Consider the following 21347-nt stretch of genomic DNA (forward strand, 5'->3'; position numbering starts at 1 on the left):
CTACTTACACTTCAAAACAATTAACTCAAAACATTTACTTTCGAACATTCACAATCAATCAACAAATCAATGATTAAACATAAAATAGTATTTAGGTTTGTAGTTTTATTCTTCATATTATTAATCATTCCGTTTCCCCTTAATATTATCCCAGGTTTTGATTTTATAGACATTTTTTTTAATGACATTTATCACTTTATTATCCCTTGGATAGGAAAAAACATTCTTCAATTAAAAGAAGATATCACAGTTTTTACTAATGGTAGCGGAGATACTACATATGACTATGTACTGGTTCTATTTTTTATTTTAGTTGCTATTATAGGAGCTGTTTTTTGGACTTTCTTTTTCAGAAGCAAAGAAGACTTAATCAAAATTAATTATTGGTTTAGAGTAGGATTACGTTATTACCTTGGATATAATATGATGTCCTATGGTTGGGCAAAAGCAATTCCTTTACAGTTTTCAGAGCCTTCATTTTATAGATTATTAGAGCCGATTGGAGATATGTCACCAATGGGACTTGCATGGACTTTTATGGGGTTTTCTGCTGGATACACCATATTTTCTGGAATAGCAGAACTCATAGGAGGCATACTCTTATTATATAAACGCACACAATATCTTGGAGGTTTGATTTTAATGATAGTAATGGGCAACGTTATGGCCTTAAACTATTTTTATGATATTCCTATAAAACTATTTTCTACCGAACTATGGTTAATGGCATTAATCATTTCAACTCCAAAAATAAAGCAATTGTACAGATTATTAATCCTTAATGTACCTACACATGCTACTACATCTTATCGACCGCCTTTTCATAAATCAATCCACAAAAAGATATTATTAATTTCTAAAGGTATGATTGTGCTATTTATATTTTTTTATCCTCTAAAGGAAAACATGGATTATTTAAAAGAATATGGACGCTATTCTTATAAAAAAACGCCTTTGTACGGTTTATATGAAATCACCAATTTTAAAGTAAATCAAAAAGAAATCCCTCCACTTACAACAGATACTATTCGTTGGAAATATATTGCAATAGAGTATAAAAAGTCTATGCAATTCTATAACATGGATATGAAAAGATTTCGTTATAAATCTGAAGTAGACACGATTAATCAAAAAATAATTTGGACTGACACTAAAGACTCTACTAAAGTATACAACTTCATATACACCCGGACAGATTCTACTATGCGCTTTCAAGGAATACATAAAAATGATACTATTGATTGTCAAACAAAGCGTCTTGACAAGAAAGATTTCAGACTCATGAACAGAGGTTTTAACTGGATTCAGGAATATCCTTTTAATAGGTAGACAAAATTTTAATCATTCAAAAACTTAATATTAGTATTACTTTTTTTAATCTTTTCTAAAATTTAAAGAGAAGATGAGTTATAATTGATTTAATTATCTATGTTTTAGTATTTTTAGACAATCACACACATCTCAAAACTTATTTTTAATGAAAAAAATACTTCTTACTCTATTTGTAGCCATAATTGCATGTAAAAAACAAGACACAAATACAGAAGTGACCCGCTGGGAGAAACATGCTTCTAATATAGAAATCATTAGGGATGATTTTGGAGTTCCTCATATTTATGGAAAGACAGATGCAGATGCCGTTTTTGGTTTATTATATGCGCAATGTGAAGATGATTTTAACAGGGTAGAACAAAACTATATTTGGGCTATAGGAAGACTAGCAGAAGTAGAGGGAGAAGAAGCTATATATAGTGATTTACGTGCTCGTTTATTTATGACTAAAGAAGAAGCTATTGCCAATTATGAAAAGGCTCCTGTTTGGTTAAAAAAACTATGTGATGCCTTTGCCGATGGTATTAATTATTATCTCTATACACACCCTGAAGTTACGCCTAAATTAATCACTCATTTTGAGCCATGGATGCCTATGTATTTTAGTGAAGGGTCTATAGGTGGTGATATAGAAAGGGTGTCTACTAAAAGAATTAAAGCTTTTTACGAAAATAAAGAAGCCCTAAAACTCACAGCTTATGGCGATGCCTTAACACACAAAGATCCTCATTCAGAACCCAGTGGTTCCAATGGTTTTGCTATTTCGGGAAAACGTACTCAATCAGGTAATGCCATGCTTTTAATCAATCCACATACTTCCTTTTTCTTTAGAGGTGAAGTTCATGTTGTTAGTGAAGAAGGGTTAAATGCTTACGGTGCTATTACTTGGGGACAGTTTTTTGTTTACCAAGGGTTTAATGAAAAAACAGGTTGGATGCATACTTCGACCTATACTGATGTGATCGATGAGTATATAGAGACTATATCCAGCCAAGATGGACAATTAAAATACGCTTATGGCGATGAATCTAGGGATGTAGCCACCTCAGAAGTGACTTTGAAATATAAAGATCGTGATCAAATTAGAGAAAGAGAATTTCCTATATACAAAACACATCATGGTCCTATCACCCATATGATAGATGATAAATGGGTTTCGACCGCACTAATGTGGAGCCCAGTTAAAGCTCTGGAACAATCATACACTCGCACAAAATTAAACGGTCATAAAGCGTTTAAGCAAATGATGAATATTAGAACTAATTCTTCTAATAACACAGTATATGCTGATGCGGATGGAAATATTGCTTATTATCATGGTAATTTTATACCTAAAAGAGATACCCTATTTAATTTTAGAAAACCTGTTGATGGAAGTAATCCTGCAACCGATTGGAAAGGATTACATACCGTTGATGAAAGTATTGTGGTCGTAAATCCTGAAAGTGGTTGGATACAAAATTGTAATTCGACTCCTTTCACTTCTGCAGCCGAGTATAGCCCTAAAAAAGAGGATTATCCTAAATACATGTCAATCGACAGAGAAAATTTTAGAGGTATACATGCGATTCGTCTCTTAAAAAAAGTAGATAGCCTAACGCTAGACAAGCTGATTGAGATTGGTTATGACCCATACTTACCTGCTTTTGAAACTTTGATCCCAGGATTAATAGAAGCTTATGACCAATCTCCTGTTAAAAATACAGACCTAAAAGAACCTATAGATATTTTAAGAAAATGGGATTTTGCAGTGTCTTCAGAATCCGTGGCAATGTCATTGGCGCATTTTTATGGATTAACTTATCGAAAACTAGGGAAAAAACCAGAGAATTTGAGTGCAATGGAAACTTTCACTTACTTTGGTACCTCTTCACCTGCTCAAGAGCGACTTTCTATTTTTTCTAAAACTATTTCACAACTTAATACGGATTTTGGTTCATGGAATACTCCTTGGGGAGAAATCAATAGATATCAACGTATTAATGGCGATATACAACAACCTTTTGATGATTCAAAACCGAGTCTGCCAGTTGGATTAGCTTCTGGTAGATGGGGAGCTTTAGCCTCATATGGTGCCAAATCATACGATGGTACAAAGCGCATTTATGGGACTTCGGGCAATAGTTTTGTCGCAGTTGTTGAATTTGGAGACAAAGTGAAAGCCAAAACTATGCTAGCTGGTGGACAAAGTGGTGATCCTGATTCTCCACATTTTGATGACCAAGCGCAACGTTACATTGATGTCAAATTTAAGGATGTAGCCTATTACAAAGAAGATGTAGTAAAAAGAGCAAAAAAAACATATCATCCCGGAGAGAAATAAAATTAACTAAAAAAAGAGAAGATATTTACAGGAACCACTTAGTAAACACATTAAAACAGTTTCTTAAAGTCTTTTGTAAATATCTTCTTTTACTTTATAGCCATTAGACTTTTATTTAATCGGAATACAAAAATCAACTATACATTTTTTTTCAGGATGATCATTAAAGTTATTGTGATATATCTCAAAAGGATCATGTGCTGATTTTTGATATCCGTTTTCATTCATCCAAATAAAAAGACCACTCCAGGACTTTTCAAACTCTTCTACCGTAATTTCAAACCTACTTACTATATGTTTTCCACCAGCTATACTATCCATTCCTATTTCTCCTTCGGCTTTCATTTCTTTATCTAGAAACATACAGATACTCATACGCACTTTATCAGGATCTGTAATCTTAAAACTATCATGAAATATTCTGGCTATTTTAGTATTCGAATTTTCTAGCATTCCCTTTGATCTGCCCCACCTCAGTACTTTATCAAATGCTTGTTCTATACCTTCAACACCTATTTGGGTTACATATGCTATATCCGTTTCTAAAAATTCTTTAATTTCAATTTTTGCATTCATTTTAATCCAAGTTATTTGATTATTAATGTTGCAAATATATTTTTCAAAGATTTGATTTTCTTGTCCATTCTTGCTTTCAACTTTACATATCTTGCTATATTTTCCTGGACTCAATTTCCTAAATTCTGAAGGACTTATCCCGTAAACCTTTTTAAATGCTCGTGTAAAAGAAGAGTTACTACTAAAGCCATATTGTAAAGAAAGTTCTGAGACACGAGCCCCTTTTTGCCTTATTAAAATGCCTGCAGTTTTTTCAATTCGTTTACGAATAATGTATGCATTTAATGGCTCGCCCGTGATTGCTTTAAAAATTCTATGAAAATGAAATGGCGAATAGCTTGCTTTTTCAGCAATCTTTTCTAAAGACAGTTGATTATCAAGGTTATTATCAATAAACCTTAGAATAATATTTATTCTGCCTATATATTCTTCTGAAACCATTTAACCCTATTACTTATAATTCAATTTTTAAGGAAAATACTAAAAATTATAATGATGATATAGGTTTTCTGACATCCTTTACTTTTTATCTATTACTTTTGACACTAAAATAGCATCTGCTTCGTATCGCCAAGGGTTTACATAACCTGACCCTTTGGTTGGTATTGGTTTAGTCATTTCACCTGTAAGTGTATTAAACCAATAATAAGTTTTTACCTTGTCTTTTTCCGGCTTTAAAAGCCAACCTAGTTTTATTTGGAAATTTTCCTTAGGCACATAATGTAGTTGTAAACCTTTCTTATTTGCTAGTGCATAACCACTACTGTTTACCCATGGTGCTGGTTTTAAATCTTCATTGATAAATTGTTTCCAAAAAGTACTTAAATGTTTAAAATAAGAGAATTTTGGCTTGTAAGAGTCTTCGGGCTGTTCAAATGGATTATATACTACAACATTCCAAGAACTTCCTTGCCAATAGTATGTAGTTCCTGCTCCAGCAAATAAACACATATAATTTCTTCTTAAGCATACTTCTGCATTTGTATAATCACCCGTAAAAACTGTATAGTCAGAAGTTTCATATCCGCCATGTTCAATATTAAAGATAGGTTTATTCTTAAACGTTTGATAAACTTCTAGTGTACGATTATAAAGATTATGACTCCAATCTTGAGAAGAAATATAATCGACCTCATCAGCATGTTTTTTACAGAAACCATAATCATGAACCGTGACTAAACGTTGATAACTATCTTGCTTCCTAATGCGTTCTATACGTTCGGATATATACGCTTCATCGGCTCGACCGTAATACAAGGCCTCTTTAGAAACATCCCAAAGTACATTTGGAAACGCTTGATAACGTTTAATAACATAGTCATAATACATATTATCAGCATCGGATCGCATATCTGGCCAAGCAACCAACTTGTTCCACACATAAATCATAATATGAGCAAATAATTGTCGATCATGCATTGCAAGTATCGTACGATCATATTTTTTAAAAAAATCGATATTCAAACCACTAAAATCCGGAGATTCATTTGTTCCTAAAAAAGGAAAAATTGCTTCGGGACCTCCAAATTCATGATCTTTGTGCGCCTTTAACTTTTCATCTTTCTTCCAGCTTACATCATAAGAAAACACATTCATCACGATCTGATTATATCCATTATCTTTTATCAGATCTAGTAAATGATTTGTTTTAGGTATTTCATTTGGATTAGCATAATCCAGTGCATATAACCAATCACATTCAAATGCTATTGGTGTATATTTCTCTCCTGATTCATAATAAAAACTGCGAGTATCTTCTTTAGATAATTGTAAACCTCCCTTATGATCTTGATTAGCAGAAACAGTTATTACTCCTTGTTTTTTGTTTAAAGTAGCGTGATCACTTTTTGTAACGAATTGCCATTCTCCAGATATAGCACTAGAAAACCGAATCAACCACTTGCTTTTAGATGCATCATCTCCGTTATAAATTAGAGGCAGCGTTAATTCTGTACCGGTACTATGTTTAAATACTACTGTACTAGAATCTTTAAAGGGATTAGTTACTTTTTTGGATTCTAATTTGATATCTAAAACCTCCCATTGTTTACTGCTGTATTTTTTATTTGATTTAAAAGATTGCTCTTGATATTGTGCTATTGTATACTGCGAAATACATATCAGCAAAAGGACTTGTATGACAAACTGTTTCATTCCTGAGTTTTTTGTTTTTGGTTGTTATATAAAAATAAAAACTTAGGACTAAAAACTAGAGAACATACCTTTTAAATGATGCAACAAATTGCTCAATTATGACATAACCTGACTAACGTGAATTACAAAAGATCCTAGGACTATCTTGGTTCTTTTACTTTTGCTTTTTTATTTTATGATTTGCCCCTATTATAAAGTATAAAATAGCACCTATTAGGTTGGACAGAAGTACTACCAGTATCCAAATCAGTTTATTATTTCCTGTAAATTCGTTTCTTAAAATATCAATCAAAGCCATTATTGATATTAAAAGAAGCGAAAGAAATAATAGAATAAGTAAAATTTGCCAAATGCCTAACATCCCTAAAATAATCATGTCTTCAATTTACTATTTAAAGTTATTAATAATTATGTGTTTGTGTCTTACAAAAACAAAATGTTACCTTAATCTTTCATTGCTTGTAACGTTTCTATAGACAATATCATTATATAAATTCTTTATTGAGATAAGACATGCTATAAATAAAAAACCATGAATATAGTTTTTCATGGTTTTTTATCAATCTGATGTATTGAAGCAGCATTACTACTTACATAATCTATTTTCTAAAACTCTCTATTTACATCAAAAGCTTCTAAATAGTCTTTAACTCGTTGTACAAACTGACCGCCTAATGCTCCATTGACTACTCTATGATCATATGAATGTGATAAGAACATTTTATATCTAATCCCTATAAAATCACCATCAGGAGTTTCTATGACAGCAGGTACCTTTCTAATAGCTCCAAGTGCTAAAATAGCTACTTGTGGTTGGTTAATAATCGGTGTACCCATAATACTACCAAACGTTCCAACATTGGTTACGGTATACGTTCCCCCTTGAATATCATCTGGTTTTAACGCATTATTTCTGGCTCTATTTGCAAGATCATTTACTGCCTTGGTCATTCCTACCAAATTTAATTGATCTGCATTCTTTATAACAGGAACAATCAAATTACCATCGGATAAAGCAGCTGCCATACCAAGATTTATATTTTTCTTTTTAATTATTGTGTCTCCAGAAACAGAGATATTAATCATTGGAAAATCTCTAATTGCTTTTGCGACAGCTTCCATAAAAATCGGAGTAAACGTTAAGTTCTCTCCTTCTCTTTTCATAAAATCACCTTTTACCTTCTTTCTCCAGTTCCAGATATTAGTTACATCGGCTTCTATAAATGACTGAACATGAGCAGACGTTTGAACAGATTCTACCATATGATGAGAAATGAGTTTCCCCATTCTCGTCATTTCTATGATTTCATCTTCTCCAGAGGCTACTACTGGTGTAGCTTTAGGAGCGCTCTCCTTTTTACTTGGAGCAGCAACAGGCTGAACTTTTTCTGGTTGAGCAGCAGTCTTAGTTGTAGTCGTTCCATTCTTACGATCTTCTACAAATCCTAATATATCATTTTTGGTTACACGACCATCTTTACCCGTACCTGCAATAGCTTCTAATTCTGCCAATGAAACATTTTCTGCTGCAGCAATATTTTTTACCAACGGAGAGTAAAATGAAGTACTTTCAGAAAAATCTACAGCCGCATTAGTAACTGCTTCAGTAGTTTCTGCTATTTGAGTTTCTATAACTACAGCTTCTTTAGGAGCGTCTTTAGTATCTACTTTGGTCGTTTCCGGAGCTGAAACAGGAACATCATCACCTTCAGTTTCTATAATAGCTATTGTTTGGCCTACTTGTACTACATCGTCAACATCAAATAGTTTTTCTACCAAAACACCTTCTACTTCACTAGGTACTTCACTATCTACCTTATCTGTTGCAATCTCAACAACAGTATCATCCAACTCGATAGTATCTCCTATTTCTTTTAACCAAGTTGTTATTGTTGCCTCTGCAACACTCTCCCCCATTTTTGGAAGCTTAAGCTCAAATTTTGCCATATTCCTAATTAAAAGTGTTTGTACGTTATATTTTTTGCGAATTTACTTAAAATTAACCTTAAAAATTAATTTTCCTCTATTAAAATTTACCTAAAAAGATAATACTTCTCCCTTTCCATCACTAAAATCACTCCCAATGATATAATTGCGATTCTTAGGTCTTATTCTAAAAGTTACGTTGCGTTTTCGTAACTTTTGCATTTGATTAATAATTTCATCAAAACTAATAAAACTATTGTCAAAGATAATCTCGATATTTTGATCTCCCAAATCTTCTTTTCCTATACTGCTTCTAAGCTCTAAGTTCTTACCTAATGTTTTCTTTATTAAATCATATAAATCATTATCATTAGAGAGCAAACAATATAAAGTTATTTTTCTTTTTTCTTTTTCAAAATTCTTGAAGGATTGAATCCTAGATACAATATGTATTGCAATCGAAATTAAAAAATCTAAAAACCTAGTACTTTTAAAGTGTTTCTTATAAAAGAACCGCATAGCAGTATAAAATCTTCTCACATATGTTGCATTGCGATCCGTACTTTCTCCTTTATAATGAATTGCACAAACATTGCCTATATAATAATTCTGGAGCCCTTTTTTCTTAATTTTATATGACAAGTCAATATCTTCGGCATACATAAAATAATCCTCATCAAAACCCTCTACTAATTTATATATTTCTTTTTTCACAAATAGAAAAGCTCCAACTAGTACATCTACATCCCCAATAGCTTTTCCAGAAATATGATCCGCATAGTAGCTTTTTATCTGCTCCACTCTAATTCCAAAAAGTCTTGTAAGCGACGACAAAGGGGATGGAATATTTCGCTTACTCTCATGTAAAAAATCTCCTCTACCATTAATTAATCTTGGACCTAATAATCCAGCATGAGGTAATTTAACTATTTTACCTAAAAGGTCCTTAAATATATTTGCACCTATCACGGTATCAGGATTAAGAAGACAAACATACTCTCCTCTCGCAATGAATACCCCTTGATTATTAGCTTTTGCAAAGCCTACATTTATTTTATTTTTAATTACTGTAACTTTCGGAAATTGATTTTGCAACATATGAAGACTATCATCATGGGAACAATTATCTACAACAATAATTTCTGAATCAATCGATTCTATAGCTTCATAAACACTAAGCAAACATTGTTCTAAGAAATAACGTACATTATAACTAACTATAATAATAGATAATTTCATAAATCACCTCATTCTAAGGATTTTTTAAGGCATTTTCAAAAGGGATTCTATTAAGAATACTTCTTCCTAAGGTAACTTCATCTGCATATTCTAACTCGTCATTAACACTAATACCTCTTGCAATAGTAGAGGTCTTAATCGTTATTTCTTCTAACTGCTTATAAATATAGAAATTCGTGGTATCACCTTCCATAGTAGCACTTAATGCAAATATCAACTCCTTTACCTCTCCTGATTTAGCTTTTGTTATCAAAGAACTTATTGTTAGATCCTGAGGTCCAATACCATCTAAAGGACTAATTTTTCCACCAAGAACATGATATAAACCTCTATACTGCCCTGTACTCTCTATAGCCATTACATCTCTTATGTCTTCAACAACACAAATAATATCTTTGAACCGACTATTATTACTACAAATATCACAAATCTGATCATCACTAATACTGTGACAGTTTTTGCAAAATTTAATCTCTTTACGCAAAGTACCTAAAGCACTTACTAAGTGTGCCGTTTGTGATTCGGGTTGTCTTAATAAATGAAGTACCAATCGTAATGCCGTTCTTTTTCCTATTCCGGGTAGCTGCGACATCTCGTATACTGCATTTTCTAATAATTTTGAAGAAAATTCCATAGCTAAGCAAATTTACTATTTTTAATGAAGACCTCTTCATAAATACCTTTTGATTATTACTACACATTTAAAAGCATTTTTCTACTTTTACTCTAAAAGTAAAAATAATGTTCGATTCCCTTTCTGAAGAAATACAGCTTATTTTAATGGTGGTAGGAATTGCGATTCTATTTATTGCAGTATCATGGAACACCAAACGGAATAAAAATAAGTTATACGGTCGGAAAAAACGTAATTTCAAGAAAAATTACTTTGATAAGAAAAAGAAACAATAGTACTTTTCAAAATTTATAATTCTAAAGTTAAACTCATAATGAAGATATATACAAAAACTGGCGACAAAGGTACCACTGCTCTATTTGGCGGCACCAGAGTACCTAAACATCATATTCGCATTGATAGCTATGGTACGGTAGATGAACTTAACTCGCATATTGGCCTGATTAGAGATCAAGAAATTGATGAACTAAGCAAAAAAGTACTTGTAGACATACAAGATAAACTTTTTACTGTGGGTGCTGTTCTAGCTACAGACCCAGAAAAAGCTATTCTAAAGAGTGGACAAAAACGATTAAACATTCCTACTATTTCGATTACAAATATCGAGTTGCTAGAAAAAGAAATGGATCGAATGAACGACGCTTTACCACAGATGACACATTTTATATTACCTGGTGGACATCAAACTGTGTCATTCTGTCACATTGCCCGTTGTGTATGCAGAAGAGCGGAGCGTTTGGCGACTGCACTTTACGAGTTAGAACCCTTTGAAGAGACCACTTTACAATATTTAAACCGACTATCTGACTATCTTTTTGTACTGGCACGAAAGTTGTCCCACGATTTAAAGGCAAATGAAATACAATGGATTCCAACGAAGAATTCATAATCCATTTTCCTTTTAAAATTTATTAGGATTTATCCTTAAAAAAATTACGTTCTTATAATTATTGTTGAAATAATTAATTTTTTACTTGACTTTTTAAACTAAAAAATTATTTTTGCAAAAAATAAACCAGTAAACATATGTATTGGACTTTAGAATTGGCATCGTATTTAAGTGATGCGCCTTGGCCAGCTACAAAAGACGAATTAATAGATTATGCAATTCGTACTGGAGCACCTCTAGAAGTTGTAGAAAACCTACAAGCAATCGAAGATGAAGGAGATTCATACGACTCTATTGAAGAAATATGGCCGGATTATCCCACTGACGAAGATTATCTTTGGAATGAGGATGAATATTAAAACATCGAAATAGTATTAAAAGTCTCGCAAGAGGCTTTTTTTTTGCGTAAATTATGCTGCTTTACGGCTTTTTACGTTTTAACATTGTATAACATAGCCAATAAAGGCTTTGAGATAACTTAAGGATGTCCCATTTTTGGGAATTTTCCCGATTGTATCTCAATAGAGATGGTAAATTAATTTCATTATTGAAATTAAAATCTCATTAAACACACAACAACCATAAATTATGGGAATTTTAGATTCTGTATTAAAAGTATTTGTTGGAGATAAATCCAAACAAGATATAAAAGGTATTCAACCAAAGGTTGAACTGGTAAAGCAAGCAGAAAAGGCTTTATCAAATCTTACACATGATGAGCTTCGTGCCAAAACTACTGAGTTTAAAAATAAGATAAACGAAGCGCGTGCAGAGGTTAATGCCAAAATAGACGCACTTAATGAAGATGCTAATAACACTGAAGATATCGACAAAAAAGAAGATATTTATGCAGAAATAGACGCATTAAAAGAAGAAGCGTATACGATTACAGAAAATGCTCTTAATGATATTTTACCAGAAGCTTTTGCTGTAGTCAAAGAAACAGCAAAACGTTTTGCAAATAATGAATCCATAGAAGTAACAGCATCTGCATATGATCGTGAGCTTTCTGGAGCGAGAGAGCATATTACGTTAGATGGTGATCAAGCCATATGGTCAACAAGTTGGGATGCCGCCGGAAAAGAAGTAAAGTGGGATATGGTCCACTATGATGTGCAATTAATTGGAGGTATTGCTTTACACGAAGGAAAAGTTGCCGAGATGCAAACTGGAGAAGGTAAAACATTAGTAGCTACACTTCCTGTATATCTTAATGCACTTTCTGGTAACGGGGTGCACCTTGTAACGGTAAATGATTACCTAGCTCGTCGTGATAGTGAGTGGATGGCTCCGATATTTCAATTTCATGGTTTAACCGTTGATTGTATAGATAATCATAGACCAAACTCTACAGAACGTCGTGCAGCCTATAATGCAGATATTACATATGGTACCAATAACGAATTTGGATTCGACTATTTGCGTGATAATATGTCTCACGCCCCTGAAGATTTAGTACAGCGACCACATAATTATGCGATTATTGATGAAGTAGATTCTGTATTAATCGATGATGCACGTACTCCTTTAATTATTTCAGGTCCTATACCAAAAGGTGATATTCATGAGTTTGACGAACTTAAGCCAAAAATAGCTGATATCGTTGGGGTACAACAAAAATACTTGACTACCGTTTTTGCAGAAGCTAAAAAACTGATTAAAGAAGGAAATACTAAAGAAGGAGGATTCAAATTACTACAAGTATATAGAGGTATCCCTAAAAACAAAGCTTTAATAAAGTTTTTGAGTGAAGAAGGTGTAAAACTATTACTACAAAAAACAGAAAATTTCTACATGCAAGATAATAATAGAGAAATGCACAAAATTGATGCAGATCTTTATTACGTGATCGAAGAAAAAAATAACCAAATTGATCTTACAGATAAAGGTGTAGAATATCTTTCTGGTAAAGATGATCCTGATTTCTTTGTATTGCCTCAAATCGGCATGGAAATCGCTAAAATCGAAGGCGGTGGGTTATCGAAAGAAGAAGAAGCCGAGAAGAAAGAAGATCTTTTTAGAGAGTATAGTGTAAAAAGTGAACGTATACATACATTACGCCAATTGTTAAAAGCATATTCATTATTCGAAAAAGATGTTGAATATGTAGTTATGGACAATAAAGTTAAAATTGTTGATGAACAGACTGGTCGTATAATGGACGGTCGTCGTTATAGTGACGGTCTTCACCAAGCTATTGAAGCTAAAGAAAATGTAAAGATCGAAGATGCAACGCAGACTTTTGCCACAGTAACGCTTCAGAATTATTTCCGTATGTATGGTAAATTATCTGGGATGACAGGAACTGCCGTTACAGAAGCTGGTGAACTTTGGGAAATCTACAAGTTAGACGTTGTAGAAATTCCAACCAACAGACCTATTGCTAGAAATGACATGGAGGATTTGGTTTACAAAACCAAACGTGAAAAATACAATGCCGTTATTGAGCAAGTGACAGAACTATCTCAAGCAGGAAGACCAGTTCTTATTGGTACTACCTCTGTTGAAATTTCGGAATTATTAGGACGAATGCTAACCATCCGTAAAGTCCCACATAATGTATTAAATGCGAAGTTGCATAAAAAAGAAGCTGATATTGTAGCAGAAGCCGGTAATCCTGGTGTTGTAACAATCGCAACCAATATGGCAGGTCGTGGTACCGATATTAAATTATCTGATGCTGTAAAAGCAGCCGGCGGTCTTGCAATTGTAGGTACAGAACGTCATGATTCTCGTCGTGTAGATAGACAGTTAAGAGGTCGTGCAGGACGTCAAGGAGATCCAGGTAGTTCTCAATTTTATGTATCTCTTGAAGATAATTTAATGCGACTCTTTGGATCAGAACGTATTGCAAAGATGATGGATAGAATGGGATTAAAAGAAGGTGAAGTTATCCAACATTCTATGATCTCAAAATCTATCGAAAGAGCGCAGAAAAAAGTAGAAGAAAATAACTTTGGAGTTCGTAAACGATTATTAGAATACGATGATGTAATGAACGCACAACGTGAAGTAGTATATAAGCGTCGTTATCACGCCTTATTTGGAGAACGTTTACGTGTGGATATTGCGAATATGATCTATGACACTTCTGAAGTTATTGCAGAAGGAAATAAAATATCTCTAGACTATAAGAATTTTGAATTTGAACTAATACGTTACTTCTCTATGAGTAGTCCTGTATCTGAAGAAGAATTCGAAAAAATGGATTCTAAAAAGATAGCCGGTGAAATTTACAAATCGGCATATACACATTATCAGGATAAAATGAGACGTAATGCTGAAGCTGCATATCCTGTAATCAAACAAGTTTATGAAGATCCATCTAGTAAATACGAACGCATTTTAGTACCATTTACAGATGGAGTAAAAAACATAAATGTTGCTACAAATCTTGAAAAAGCATACGAATCTGAAGGTAAACAACTGATAACAGATTTTGAGAAAAACATCACTTTAGCAATTATAGATGATGCTTGGAAAACACATCTTCGTAAAATGGATGAACTGAAACAAAGTGTTCAATTAGCTGTTCATGAACAAAAAGATCCTTTGTTAATTTATAAGTTTGAAGCTTTTGAATTATTTAAAGCCATGATCGAGGAAGTTAATAAAGATGTTATTTCTTTCTTATTTAAAGGAGAGCTGCCAACTGGGAACACTCAAGATATTTCTGAAGCTCGTCAGGTACGCAGAAAAGAAAACCTTGAAACTTCTAAAGAAGAAATTCCAAACATGGATGAACGAGCCGCTCAAAATAGAGAAGCTGGTCAAACACAATCAAGACCTCAGGTGACTGAGACCATAGTGCGTGAACAACCAAAAATTGGACGTAATGACAAAGTTACCATCAAGCATGTAATGAGTGGTGAAAATAAAACTGTCAAATATAAGCAAGCGATTCCTTTAATCGAAAAAGGAGAGTGGGTCATTATTAATGATTAACAATATTTGATGTTAAATATAGAAAAGCCTGAAGCGATAATCCCTTCAGGCTTTTCTGTTTTTTTCCTGTGACATTAATGATTGTTCTTCTGAAATAGTTAACAGCGAAATGAATAATTTTCAGAAAACGAAGCATGTACAGTATTAATTCAAAAAGGAAGTTTAATCTAATTAATTAGTCCGGATTTATAAATATCATGAACTACCGTACCCAATAGAAGTAACATTTTAAAAGATTTGTAGTTAACAAATATAGCCTCGTGGTTTGTTTGGTAAAAAACAAGGCGATTACAATTAAATTATTTATTCAAGTCTTATGAAATTTACAACAACTATTACCTTTTTACTATCACTGTTACTACTTGTAAGTTGTAGTGATGATGAATCTAATCCTCAAGAAAGTCCTGAAAATTCAGAAATAATAATTAATGACAGCGACATTTCATTTAACTTAGTTAATCTCAAATGGCCAGTAGTCACTGGAGAAAATAATGAAACTATAGTCTATGATATTTATTTAGGTGATACTAAAATCAAAGATAGTAATACTGATACAGATTACACATTAACAAAACTAGATGCAAATACCAACTATACAGGACGCATAGTACCCAAAACCACCGATGATAGTAGGTCAAAGAATAAAGTGTTTGTCGAGTTGCCTCCTATCCCATTTTCTCTTAAAACGAAACAATTTGCAGATCCTAATGCTCCCATACCACAAGTTTCTAATCTTACCGCAAATAATATAACTAATAATAGCGCAACATTAAATTGGGATACTGCCACTATAAGCGACAATTCTACCATAACATATACTATTTATGTCGACGGCGATTTGGTCTCTAGTGACTTAACAGAAACCTCTTATATATTTGAAAATTTAGAGCCAGATACAACGTATAGTGGTGTTCTTTTGGCTATTAGTACAAATCAAAAATCAGCAGCTCTGGATTTTGAATTCACCACATTACCCGATCCAAGTGAAGTACCATTAACTGGTTTTACTTTCTTTAGAGGGACAACTACTAGTTTTGAAGGAAAAAGTTTTGTGCAATTAATTCCAATATTTATACCAGCAAATGCAAATGCTGTGGATCTAGTCTGGACAAGTAGTGATGAAACTATTGCCTCTGTAGATAAATCTGGCTATGTTACTACAAAAAATATTGGAATAGCCACTATTACTGCAACTTCTGTTGACAACCCTCAAATAACCGTTTCAATTGAACTCACAGTTACCGAACCAAGGCCGATAGGTGCTAAATTTATTTCAGCGCAACCAAAAAGATCCTCATTATTAGTTAATGATAGTAAAAAAATACAAGTCAATAAATTTAATATCGAAACAGGTTCTGCCGACGACAGCTTTACCTTTACATCAAGTGACCCAACAATAGCATCTGTTGATGCTGATGGAAATGTTACTGGATTACAAGAAGGCACAGTAGCTATCACAGTTACCTCTACCGTTGACACCACAATATCCGCCAGTATTATGCTGCGTATAGTTCGTACACCAATTCCAATTAGCGGTTTTACGTTCTTTTCTGAAAACCCGAAGACTTTATTTACAGGTGAGTCACAAAATGTATTTCCAAGAATAGAACCAGAAGATGCTACTAATAAAGACATCATCTTTACCTCTACAGACCCAAATGTTATGGAAATTAGCAGTGGACCTATAGCCAAGGCAGTTGGTGTTGGAAATGCCAGTGTAATAGTTACTTCTGTAGCGGATAATTCTATAAGTGCAGTTAGAGATTTTATAGTTATAGAAGACCTTACATCATATGATGAAACAACAGGTGTTTATAAAGCTCCTGCAAACTCAAAAGTTACATTACAGATTTATGGTTTTGGGAGCTTAGCACAAGATATAGATCCAAATTCTATTTTTATTGAAAGTACCTTTTCTGTAAAAAAGAAAAATGGAGAAGAAATACTAGATGCTTCGCAACAAAACGGACTAACTATTACATACGTAACTGATACTTTTGAGGGTATAACTTCTTTCAATATCGAAACAGAACGCATTGAATTCACAATGCCAAATGATGATGAAGTAACTATAGAAGTTTCCTTAATAATTTATGACAGTGCTAATGTGTTTGTCTCGTTTGCCGATTTAACTATTGATAATGATTCTGGGGTTCGTAAATCTGCAACGCTACGTAATGATCAAATAATTTTAAACTAACAGTTAAGTTTATATACTCTCTAAAAACACCGAATTCGTATATTTTCGGTGTTTTTAAAGAGCTATACTATATATAAACAAATCTAAATTTTCAACAATAGATTAGGATCGGGACAATTTTGAAGATAAAACTCTATATCATTTCTATTCGAAACCCCAGGGTAATCTCCAATATTACCTTGTAAATCTTTAATGACTTGAAAATGAAGGTGAGGAGCATAATCTCCATTAACTGATGCGTCACCTAGGACAGCAATTTCTTGTCCTTGTTTAATTTTTTCACCTATCCTAATGTTAGCGATCGAAGCTATGCTTAAATGCCCATACAGCGTATAAAAAACTATATCATGTATTGTATGCTCTAAAATAATAGTAGGACCATAATCTCCAAAGCCAGTATTGTTTTTAAAGCTATGTATCTTACCATCAAGAGGAGCTAAAACTGAAGTATTAGCATCACACCAAACATCTAAGCCTAAATGAATATTACGTTCTGTTTCTGGGTTTTCTTGATTAAAATGTGTGCTTCTACGATAGATTCCTCTTATCTCATTATATCCCCCGTATGCTATACTTGCATTATTCTCTTTTAGATATCGGTTAATATAAATTTCAAAGGCCTTAGAAGAAGAAACATCTATTACATCTAGTCTATGATTATCTTCAGATAGATCTATCTCAATATATTCTTCTTGAGAAAACCTTGAAGATACTACCGGTATAAAATTTGACTCGACATTCTCAATAAATCCTGAAAAATCTCTTATGATCATTAATTTGTAGCATTAATTGGGTTTGAAATATAAGATATTCAGTTTCAAATATACTAAATCCAACAGGTTCTTTCTTCTATATTTTTTCAACTGCATTAAAGTTATTGTATCTTACAAAAACATAATTACTAACGGTTATTTAGAAAAGCATGCGGGATGATTTGAGACAAAACTTAGAAATATTTAATCAACTTATTGCAAAGGGTAAACAAACAAAGAATACTGCTCAAAAGACACTACTAAAAGATGAATTATTTACCTTTTATGACTCTTTACCAGAAATTCTACCTAATGAGATGTTAGGCCATTGGAAAGGTGGTTCTTGGAAAGTAGGAACTCCTTTAGATGGATTATTAGAACTTGGACAATGGTATGGTAAGATTTTTCACACCATCAATCATGTAGATGCTGTGGTTCATAAATTTCGATTCTTCTCTGTAGTTGGTTTTCTTGGCACTCTTCTTTATTTTCCTTGGAAAATATGGACAGAACAGCAAAAATACAGAATGCCTGCTACCAAAGCATGTTTAAGAGAAATCCATTATCGAGGTAAGACATCTTCAAGCATGGTGTATTACTATCTTCCGATAATAGATCATTTTAGAAAAATTGATCAAAATACTATTATGGGGATAATGGATATGAAAGGTAAAGCTAAATACGAGTTCTTTTTTTATCTTCAGAAAATAAAATAAACCCTTTTTATACTACTTTAAGTTTCTTTACTTTCCAGTCTTTAGGTAATTGTTTTAGTAATGACTTTTTAAAAGTATGAAAATCTACCGTAATGGTATGTCTTGGAGTATCAATTTGTTTGTAATGCGGGTTTGTAACCTCTCTTTCACAAAGAGCCTTGATATTAGATGGCATTTTCCAATCTCCTGTTAAATAATTTGCCAATAGTTTACTTTGTAATTCTGACCCCGGCCATATGCACCCTAATGGTTGAAACATTCCTACAAAAAACACATCATGATATTCTGGATGAAACATCTTTAAATATAACGGTACAGGACCATTACTATAATCAATAAAATCTTTATCAAAAAAAGAATGTTTGAGCACATATCCTGTGCAAGCCACTATGACATCAATTTCTTCTTTAGAACCATCTTTAAAATAGACTGTATTCTTTTCTAATCTTTCAATATCAACTTTTGGTTGTACTTTACCATGTCTAATTTTATACAATAATTCATCATTAATGGTGGGGTGTGTTTCTCCAAATTTAGTCTTAACTTCTTGTAAACCATATAATTTGTTTTTACCCAACATAATGTTTAATAATCTATCAAAAAACCAACGTCTAATTCTAATTGGTAACCATGAAGAACGCTCTCCTATAACATCTGATGGAAGTCCGAAAAAAAACTTTGGAATGATTCGATAACCTCTTCTACAACTTATACTTGTTTTTTGACTAACTCTGCTGGTTTCTACTGCTACATCACAAGCAGAATTACCTCCTCCTATAACTAATACTTTTTTATCAGTAAAAGGAGTTGCTTTTTTATATTGATGTGAGTGCATGAATTTTCCTGTAAAGTTGCCCGGGTATTCTGGCATCCTAGGAACAGAATGATGACCATTACAAACTACTAAATCTGTAAATACCTCGATACGCTCCTTATTATTTTGAACAATAGTAATATGCCATTCATTATCAGCAACTCTTTCACAATGTTTTATACTTGTTTCAAATACAATAAACGAATACAAATCAAAATGTTTGGCATAACTTTGAAAATACCTTCTTAGCTCATCATGAGAAGGATAATCTGCGACTGTCTTATCAAAATCGTCAAAAGTATAATCTTCGTATTGAGATAGTGTTTTGGAACTAATGATATGAGTAGTTTCGAAAACACTAGAGTGACTTTCATCTTCTGAGTAAATCCAGTTACCGCCTACTTCGGTATTTCGATCATAACAAACAACATTGATATTTTTATCTCTTAAATTTTTAATAACAGTAATACCACTAGGTCCTGCACCAATAACACACACTCTTTTTTGCATATTTCAAATGATAATAAAGAATAACAAAATAAAAGTGGATACATACCTTTTGTAATTCTTGTAGCTTGATTTATGTCTGTAAAATAGAGAATGTGCTTCAGTTTAAAAAATATTTTTTCGTTTCACTTATTTAAAAGTATGAAAACTAATATCCCAGTGCTCTTGGATATCTTTAGTAAAAGGCATTGCCTTTATATAAACACTGTACATAGTTTGGCTCATGGGTTTACTTAATTCATGTAACCCAACAATCAAAATGAGTAGAAAAAGTGATCTAAAATGAATCTATATAAGTATTCATAGCTTCTAAATCAGACACTACATTATGAAAAACTTTTGTCGATTCTTTTTTTGAGTATTGGAATTTGAATAAAAAACAAAAGTGCCAAAAACAAAACGCCATAAATTGTGGAAACATGAAATGTAAATCCAGAAAATAGGTTTTGTATTTTTAGTATTTGAAAAAAGGAAAAGTCAATATTTTGAATAAAATCAATTTTTGTATTTGAAAGAAAGGGCACAATGCATAATAAAACTAAAGAAATTAATCCTATTACCAGCCAAGATTTTTTTGAAATCAATGGGCTATATATTACAGGAGCCGAAATGTTTGAAACCTCAACTTGATCCATTACATTTTTCAAAAAGTCTGGGGACGGATTATCCAACCCAGCATCTTTGACTAAATGTTCTATGTCTTTATATTGCTTGTCCATTTTTATTACTAATTTCTGGCAAAATGTGATGTTTCAATATCGAATATAGTTTTTTTCTACTACGATATAACTTTATTTTTACATTATCTGCCGTTAAATCTACAATCTCAACGATTTCTTTTACACTTTTCTCTTCAAAATAATATAAAGTCACAATAACTGCCTCATCTTCTGGTAACTTTAAAATACTATTTGATATCATTTCTTTTCTTTCTTTTGCTTGCAAATAACTAAGTGCATCACTGACTAAAGCAATATCTCCTTCACCAATTTCTTCAATTAATTCGGATGTAAGTACTCGATTTTTAGATTTTATAGCATCTAAGCTTTTACGATATGCTATTGTATATAACCAAGTAGAAAATTTAGAGTCGCCTCTATAATTTTTTAATGATTTAAATGCTTTAATAAAACTATCCTGCGCTATTTCTTCTGCATGTTCTTTATTTTTCACCATCCTATATACCACAGTATACACCAAACTTTGGTAGCGTTCTACTAGTATTGAAAAAGCATTTACTTCTCCTTCGAGAACTTTATCGATATAATATTGATCTGATTGATGGTTCATTTATTCATAAGACGATATTAAGTCTTACTTGGTTACAGAAAATATGAATC

17 protein-coding genes are annotated in these 21347 nt (G+C 32.5%); 7 read left to right on the plus strand and 10 right to left on the minus strand.

Annotated features, from left to right (window positions below; genetic code table 11):
- The first annotated feature begins 69 nt into the window (after positions 1–69).
- A complete protein-coding gene (locus AWE51_RS12105) occupies positions 70–1329 on the plus strand; it encodes a hypothetical protein (RefSeq protein ID WP_066313842.1) in 1260 nt (419 codons plus the stop codon).
- A 148-nt stretch (positions 1330–1477) separates the two neighbouring features.
- Positions 1478–3655: an acylase gene (locus AWE51_RS12110; RefSeq protein WP_066313843.1), complete on the plus strand. Its 2178-nt coding sequence runs from the start codon at positions 1478–1480 to the stop codon at positions 3653–3655.
- A gap of 111 nt (positions 3656–3766) precedes the next feature.
- On the opposite strand, the gene AWE51_RS12115 is transcribed toward AWE51_RS12110, so the two are convergent.
- The 6 genes from AWE51_RS12115 to recR form a co-directional block, all read right to left on the minus strand.
- Positions 3767–4672: an AraC family transcriptional regulator gene (locus tag AWE51_RS12115; protein WP_066313844.1), complete on the minus strand. Its 906-nt coding sequence runs from the start codon at positions 4670–4672 to the stop codon at positions 3767–3769.
- 78 nt (positions 4673–4750) lie between these two features.
- Positions 4751–6385, minus strand: a complete 1635-nt coding sequence (locus tag AWE51_RS12120; RefSeq protein ID WP_066313846.1) for a DUF5060 domain-containing protein — start codon at positions 6383–6385, stop codon at positions 4751–4753.
- A 154-nt stretch (positions 6386–6539) separates the two neighbouring features.
- Positions 6540–6761: a PLD nuclease N-terminal domain-containing protein gene (locus tag AWE51_RS27185; RefSeq protein ID WP_082832420.1), complete on the minus strand. Its 222-nt coding sequence runs from the start codon at positions 6759–6761 to the stop codon at positions 6540–6542.
- Positions 6762–6991: 230 nt separating this feature from the next.
- Positions 6992–8332 carry a dihydrolipoamide acetyltransferase family protein gene (locus AWE51_RS12130; RefSeq protein ID WP_066313848.1) on the minus strand — a complete coding sequence of 447 codons (1341 nt, stop codon included), beginning with the start codon at positions 8330–8332 and terminating at the stop codon, positions 6992–6994.
- A 90-nt stretch (positions 8333–8422) separates the two neighbouring features.
- Positions 8423–9550 carry a glycosyltransferase family 2 protein gene (locus AWE51_RS12135; RefSeq protein ID WP_066313850.1) on the minus strand — a complete coding sequence of 376 codons (1128 nt, stop codon included), beginning with the start codon at positions 9548–9550 and terminating at the stop codon, positions 8423–8425.
- A 13-nt stretch (positions 9551–9563) separates the two neighbouring features.
- Positions 9564–10184: a recombination mediator RecR gene (gene recR / locus AWE51_RS12140; RefSeq protein WP_066313852.1), complete on the minus strand. Its 621-nt coding sequence runs from the start codon at positions 10182–10184 to the stop codon at positions 9564–9566.
- Between the two features lie 313 nt (positions 10185–10497).
- Here recR and AWE51_RS12145 point away from each other — a divergent pair, with 313 nt between their 5' ends.
- From AWE51_RS12145 to AWE51_RS12160, 4 genes are all read left to right on the plus strand, one after another.
- Positions 10498–11073, plus strand: coding sequence for a cob(I)yrinic acid a,c-diamide adenosyltransferase (locus tag AWE51_RS12145; protein ID WP_066313854.1), 576 nt, complete (start codon positions 10498–10500; stop codon positions 11071–11073).
- Positions 11074–11210: 137 nt separating this feature from the next.
- Positions 11211–11432, plus strand: coding sequence for a DUF2795 domain-containing protein (locus AWE51_RS12150; RefSeq protein ID WP_008272287.1), 222 nt, complete (start codon positions 11211–11213; stop codon positions 11430–11432).
- A gap of 229 nt (positions 11433–11661) precedes the next feature.
- Positions 11662–15018 carry a preprotein translocase subunit SecA gene (secA, locus tag AWE51_RS12155; protein WP_066313855.1) on the plus strand — a complete coding sequence of 1119 codons (3357 nt, stop codon included), beginning with the start codon at positions 11662–11664 and terminating at the stop codon, positions 15016–15018.
- 316 nt (positions 15019–15334) lie between these two features.
- Positions 15335–17218 (plus strand): Ig-like domain-containing protein, encoded by a 1884-nt coding sequence (locus AWE51_RS12160; protein ID WP_066313856.1) that lies wholly within the window; start codon positions 15335–15337, stop codon positions 17216–17218.
- Between the two features lie 83 nt (positions 17219–17301).
- Here AWE51_RS12160 and AWE51_RS12165 read toward each other — a convergent pair whose 3' ends face one another.
- Positions 17302–17991, minus strand: a complete 690-nt coding sequence (locus tag AWE51_RS12165) for a peptidoglycan DD-metalloendopeptidase family protein (protein WP_066313858.1) — start codon at positions 17989–17991, stop codon at positions 17302–17304.
- Positions 17992–18140: 149 nt separating this feature from the next.
- On the opposite strand from AWE51_RS12165, the gene AWE51_RS12170 reads away from it, so the two are divergent.
- On the plus strand, positions 18141–18686 hold the full coding sequence (locus AWE51_RS12170; protein ID WP_066313859.1) for a DUF4334 domain-containing protein: 546 nt from the start codon (positions 18141–18143) through the stop codon (positions 18684–18686).
- 7 nt (positions 18687–18693) lie between these two features.
- Here AWE51_RS12170 and AWE51_RS12175 read toward each other — a convergent pair whose 3' ends face one another.
- From AWE51_RS12175 to AWE51_RS12185, 3 genes are all read right to left on the minus strand, one after another.
- The gene (locus AWE51_RS12175; RefSeq protein WP_066313860.1) at positions 18694–20010 is read right to left on the minus strand and encodes a flavin-containing monooxygenase; all 1317 of its coding nucleotides are present in this window, start codon (positions 20008–20010) and stop codon (positions 18694–18696) included.
- Positions 20011–20333: 323 nt separating this feature from the next.
- Positions 20334–20726, minus strand: a complete 393-nt coding sequence (locus AWE51_RS12180; protein ID WP_066313861.1) for a hypothetical protein — start codon at positions 20724–20726, stop codon at positions 20334–20336.
- Positions 20710–21297: an RNA polymerase sigma factor gene (locus AWE51_RS12185; RefSeq protein WP_066313865.1), complete on the minus strand. Its 588-nt coding sequence runs from the start codon at positions 21295–21297 to the stop codon at positions 20710–20712. The genes AWE51_RS12180 and AWE51_RS12185 overlap by 17 nt, the downstream gene beginning before the upstream one ends.
- Positions 21298–21347: the final 50 nt, after the last annotated feature.

It is taken from the genome of Aquimarina aggregata, from assembly GCF_001632745.1.
Classification (GTDB): Bacteria; Bacteroidota; Bacteroidia; order Flavobacteriales; family Flavobacteriaceae; genus Aquimarina; species Aquimarina aggregata.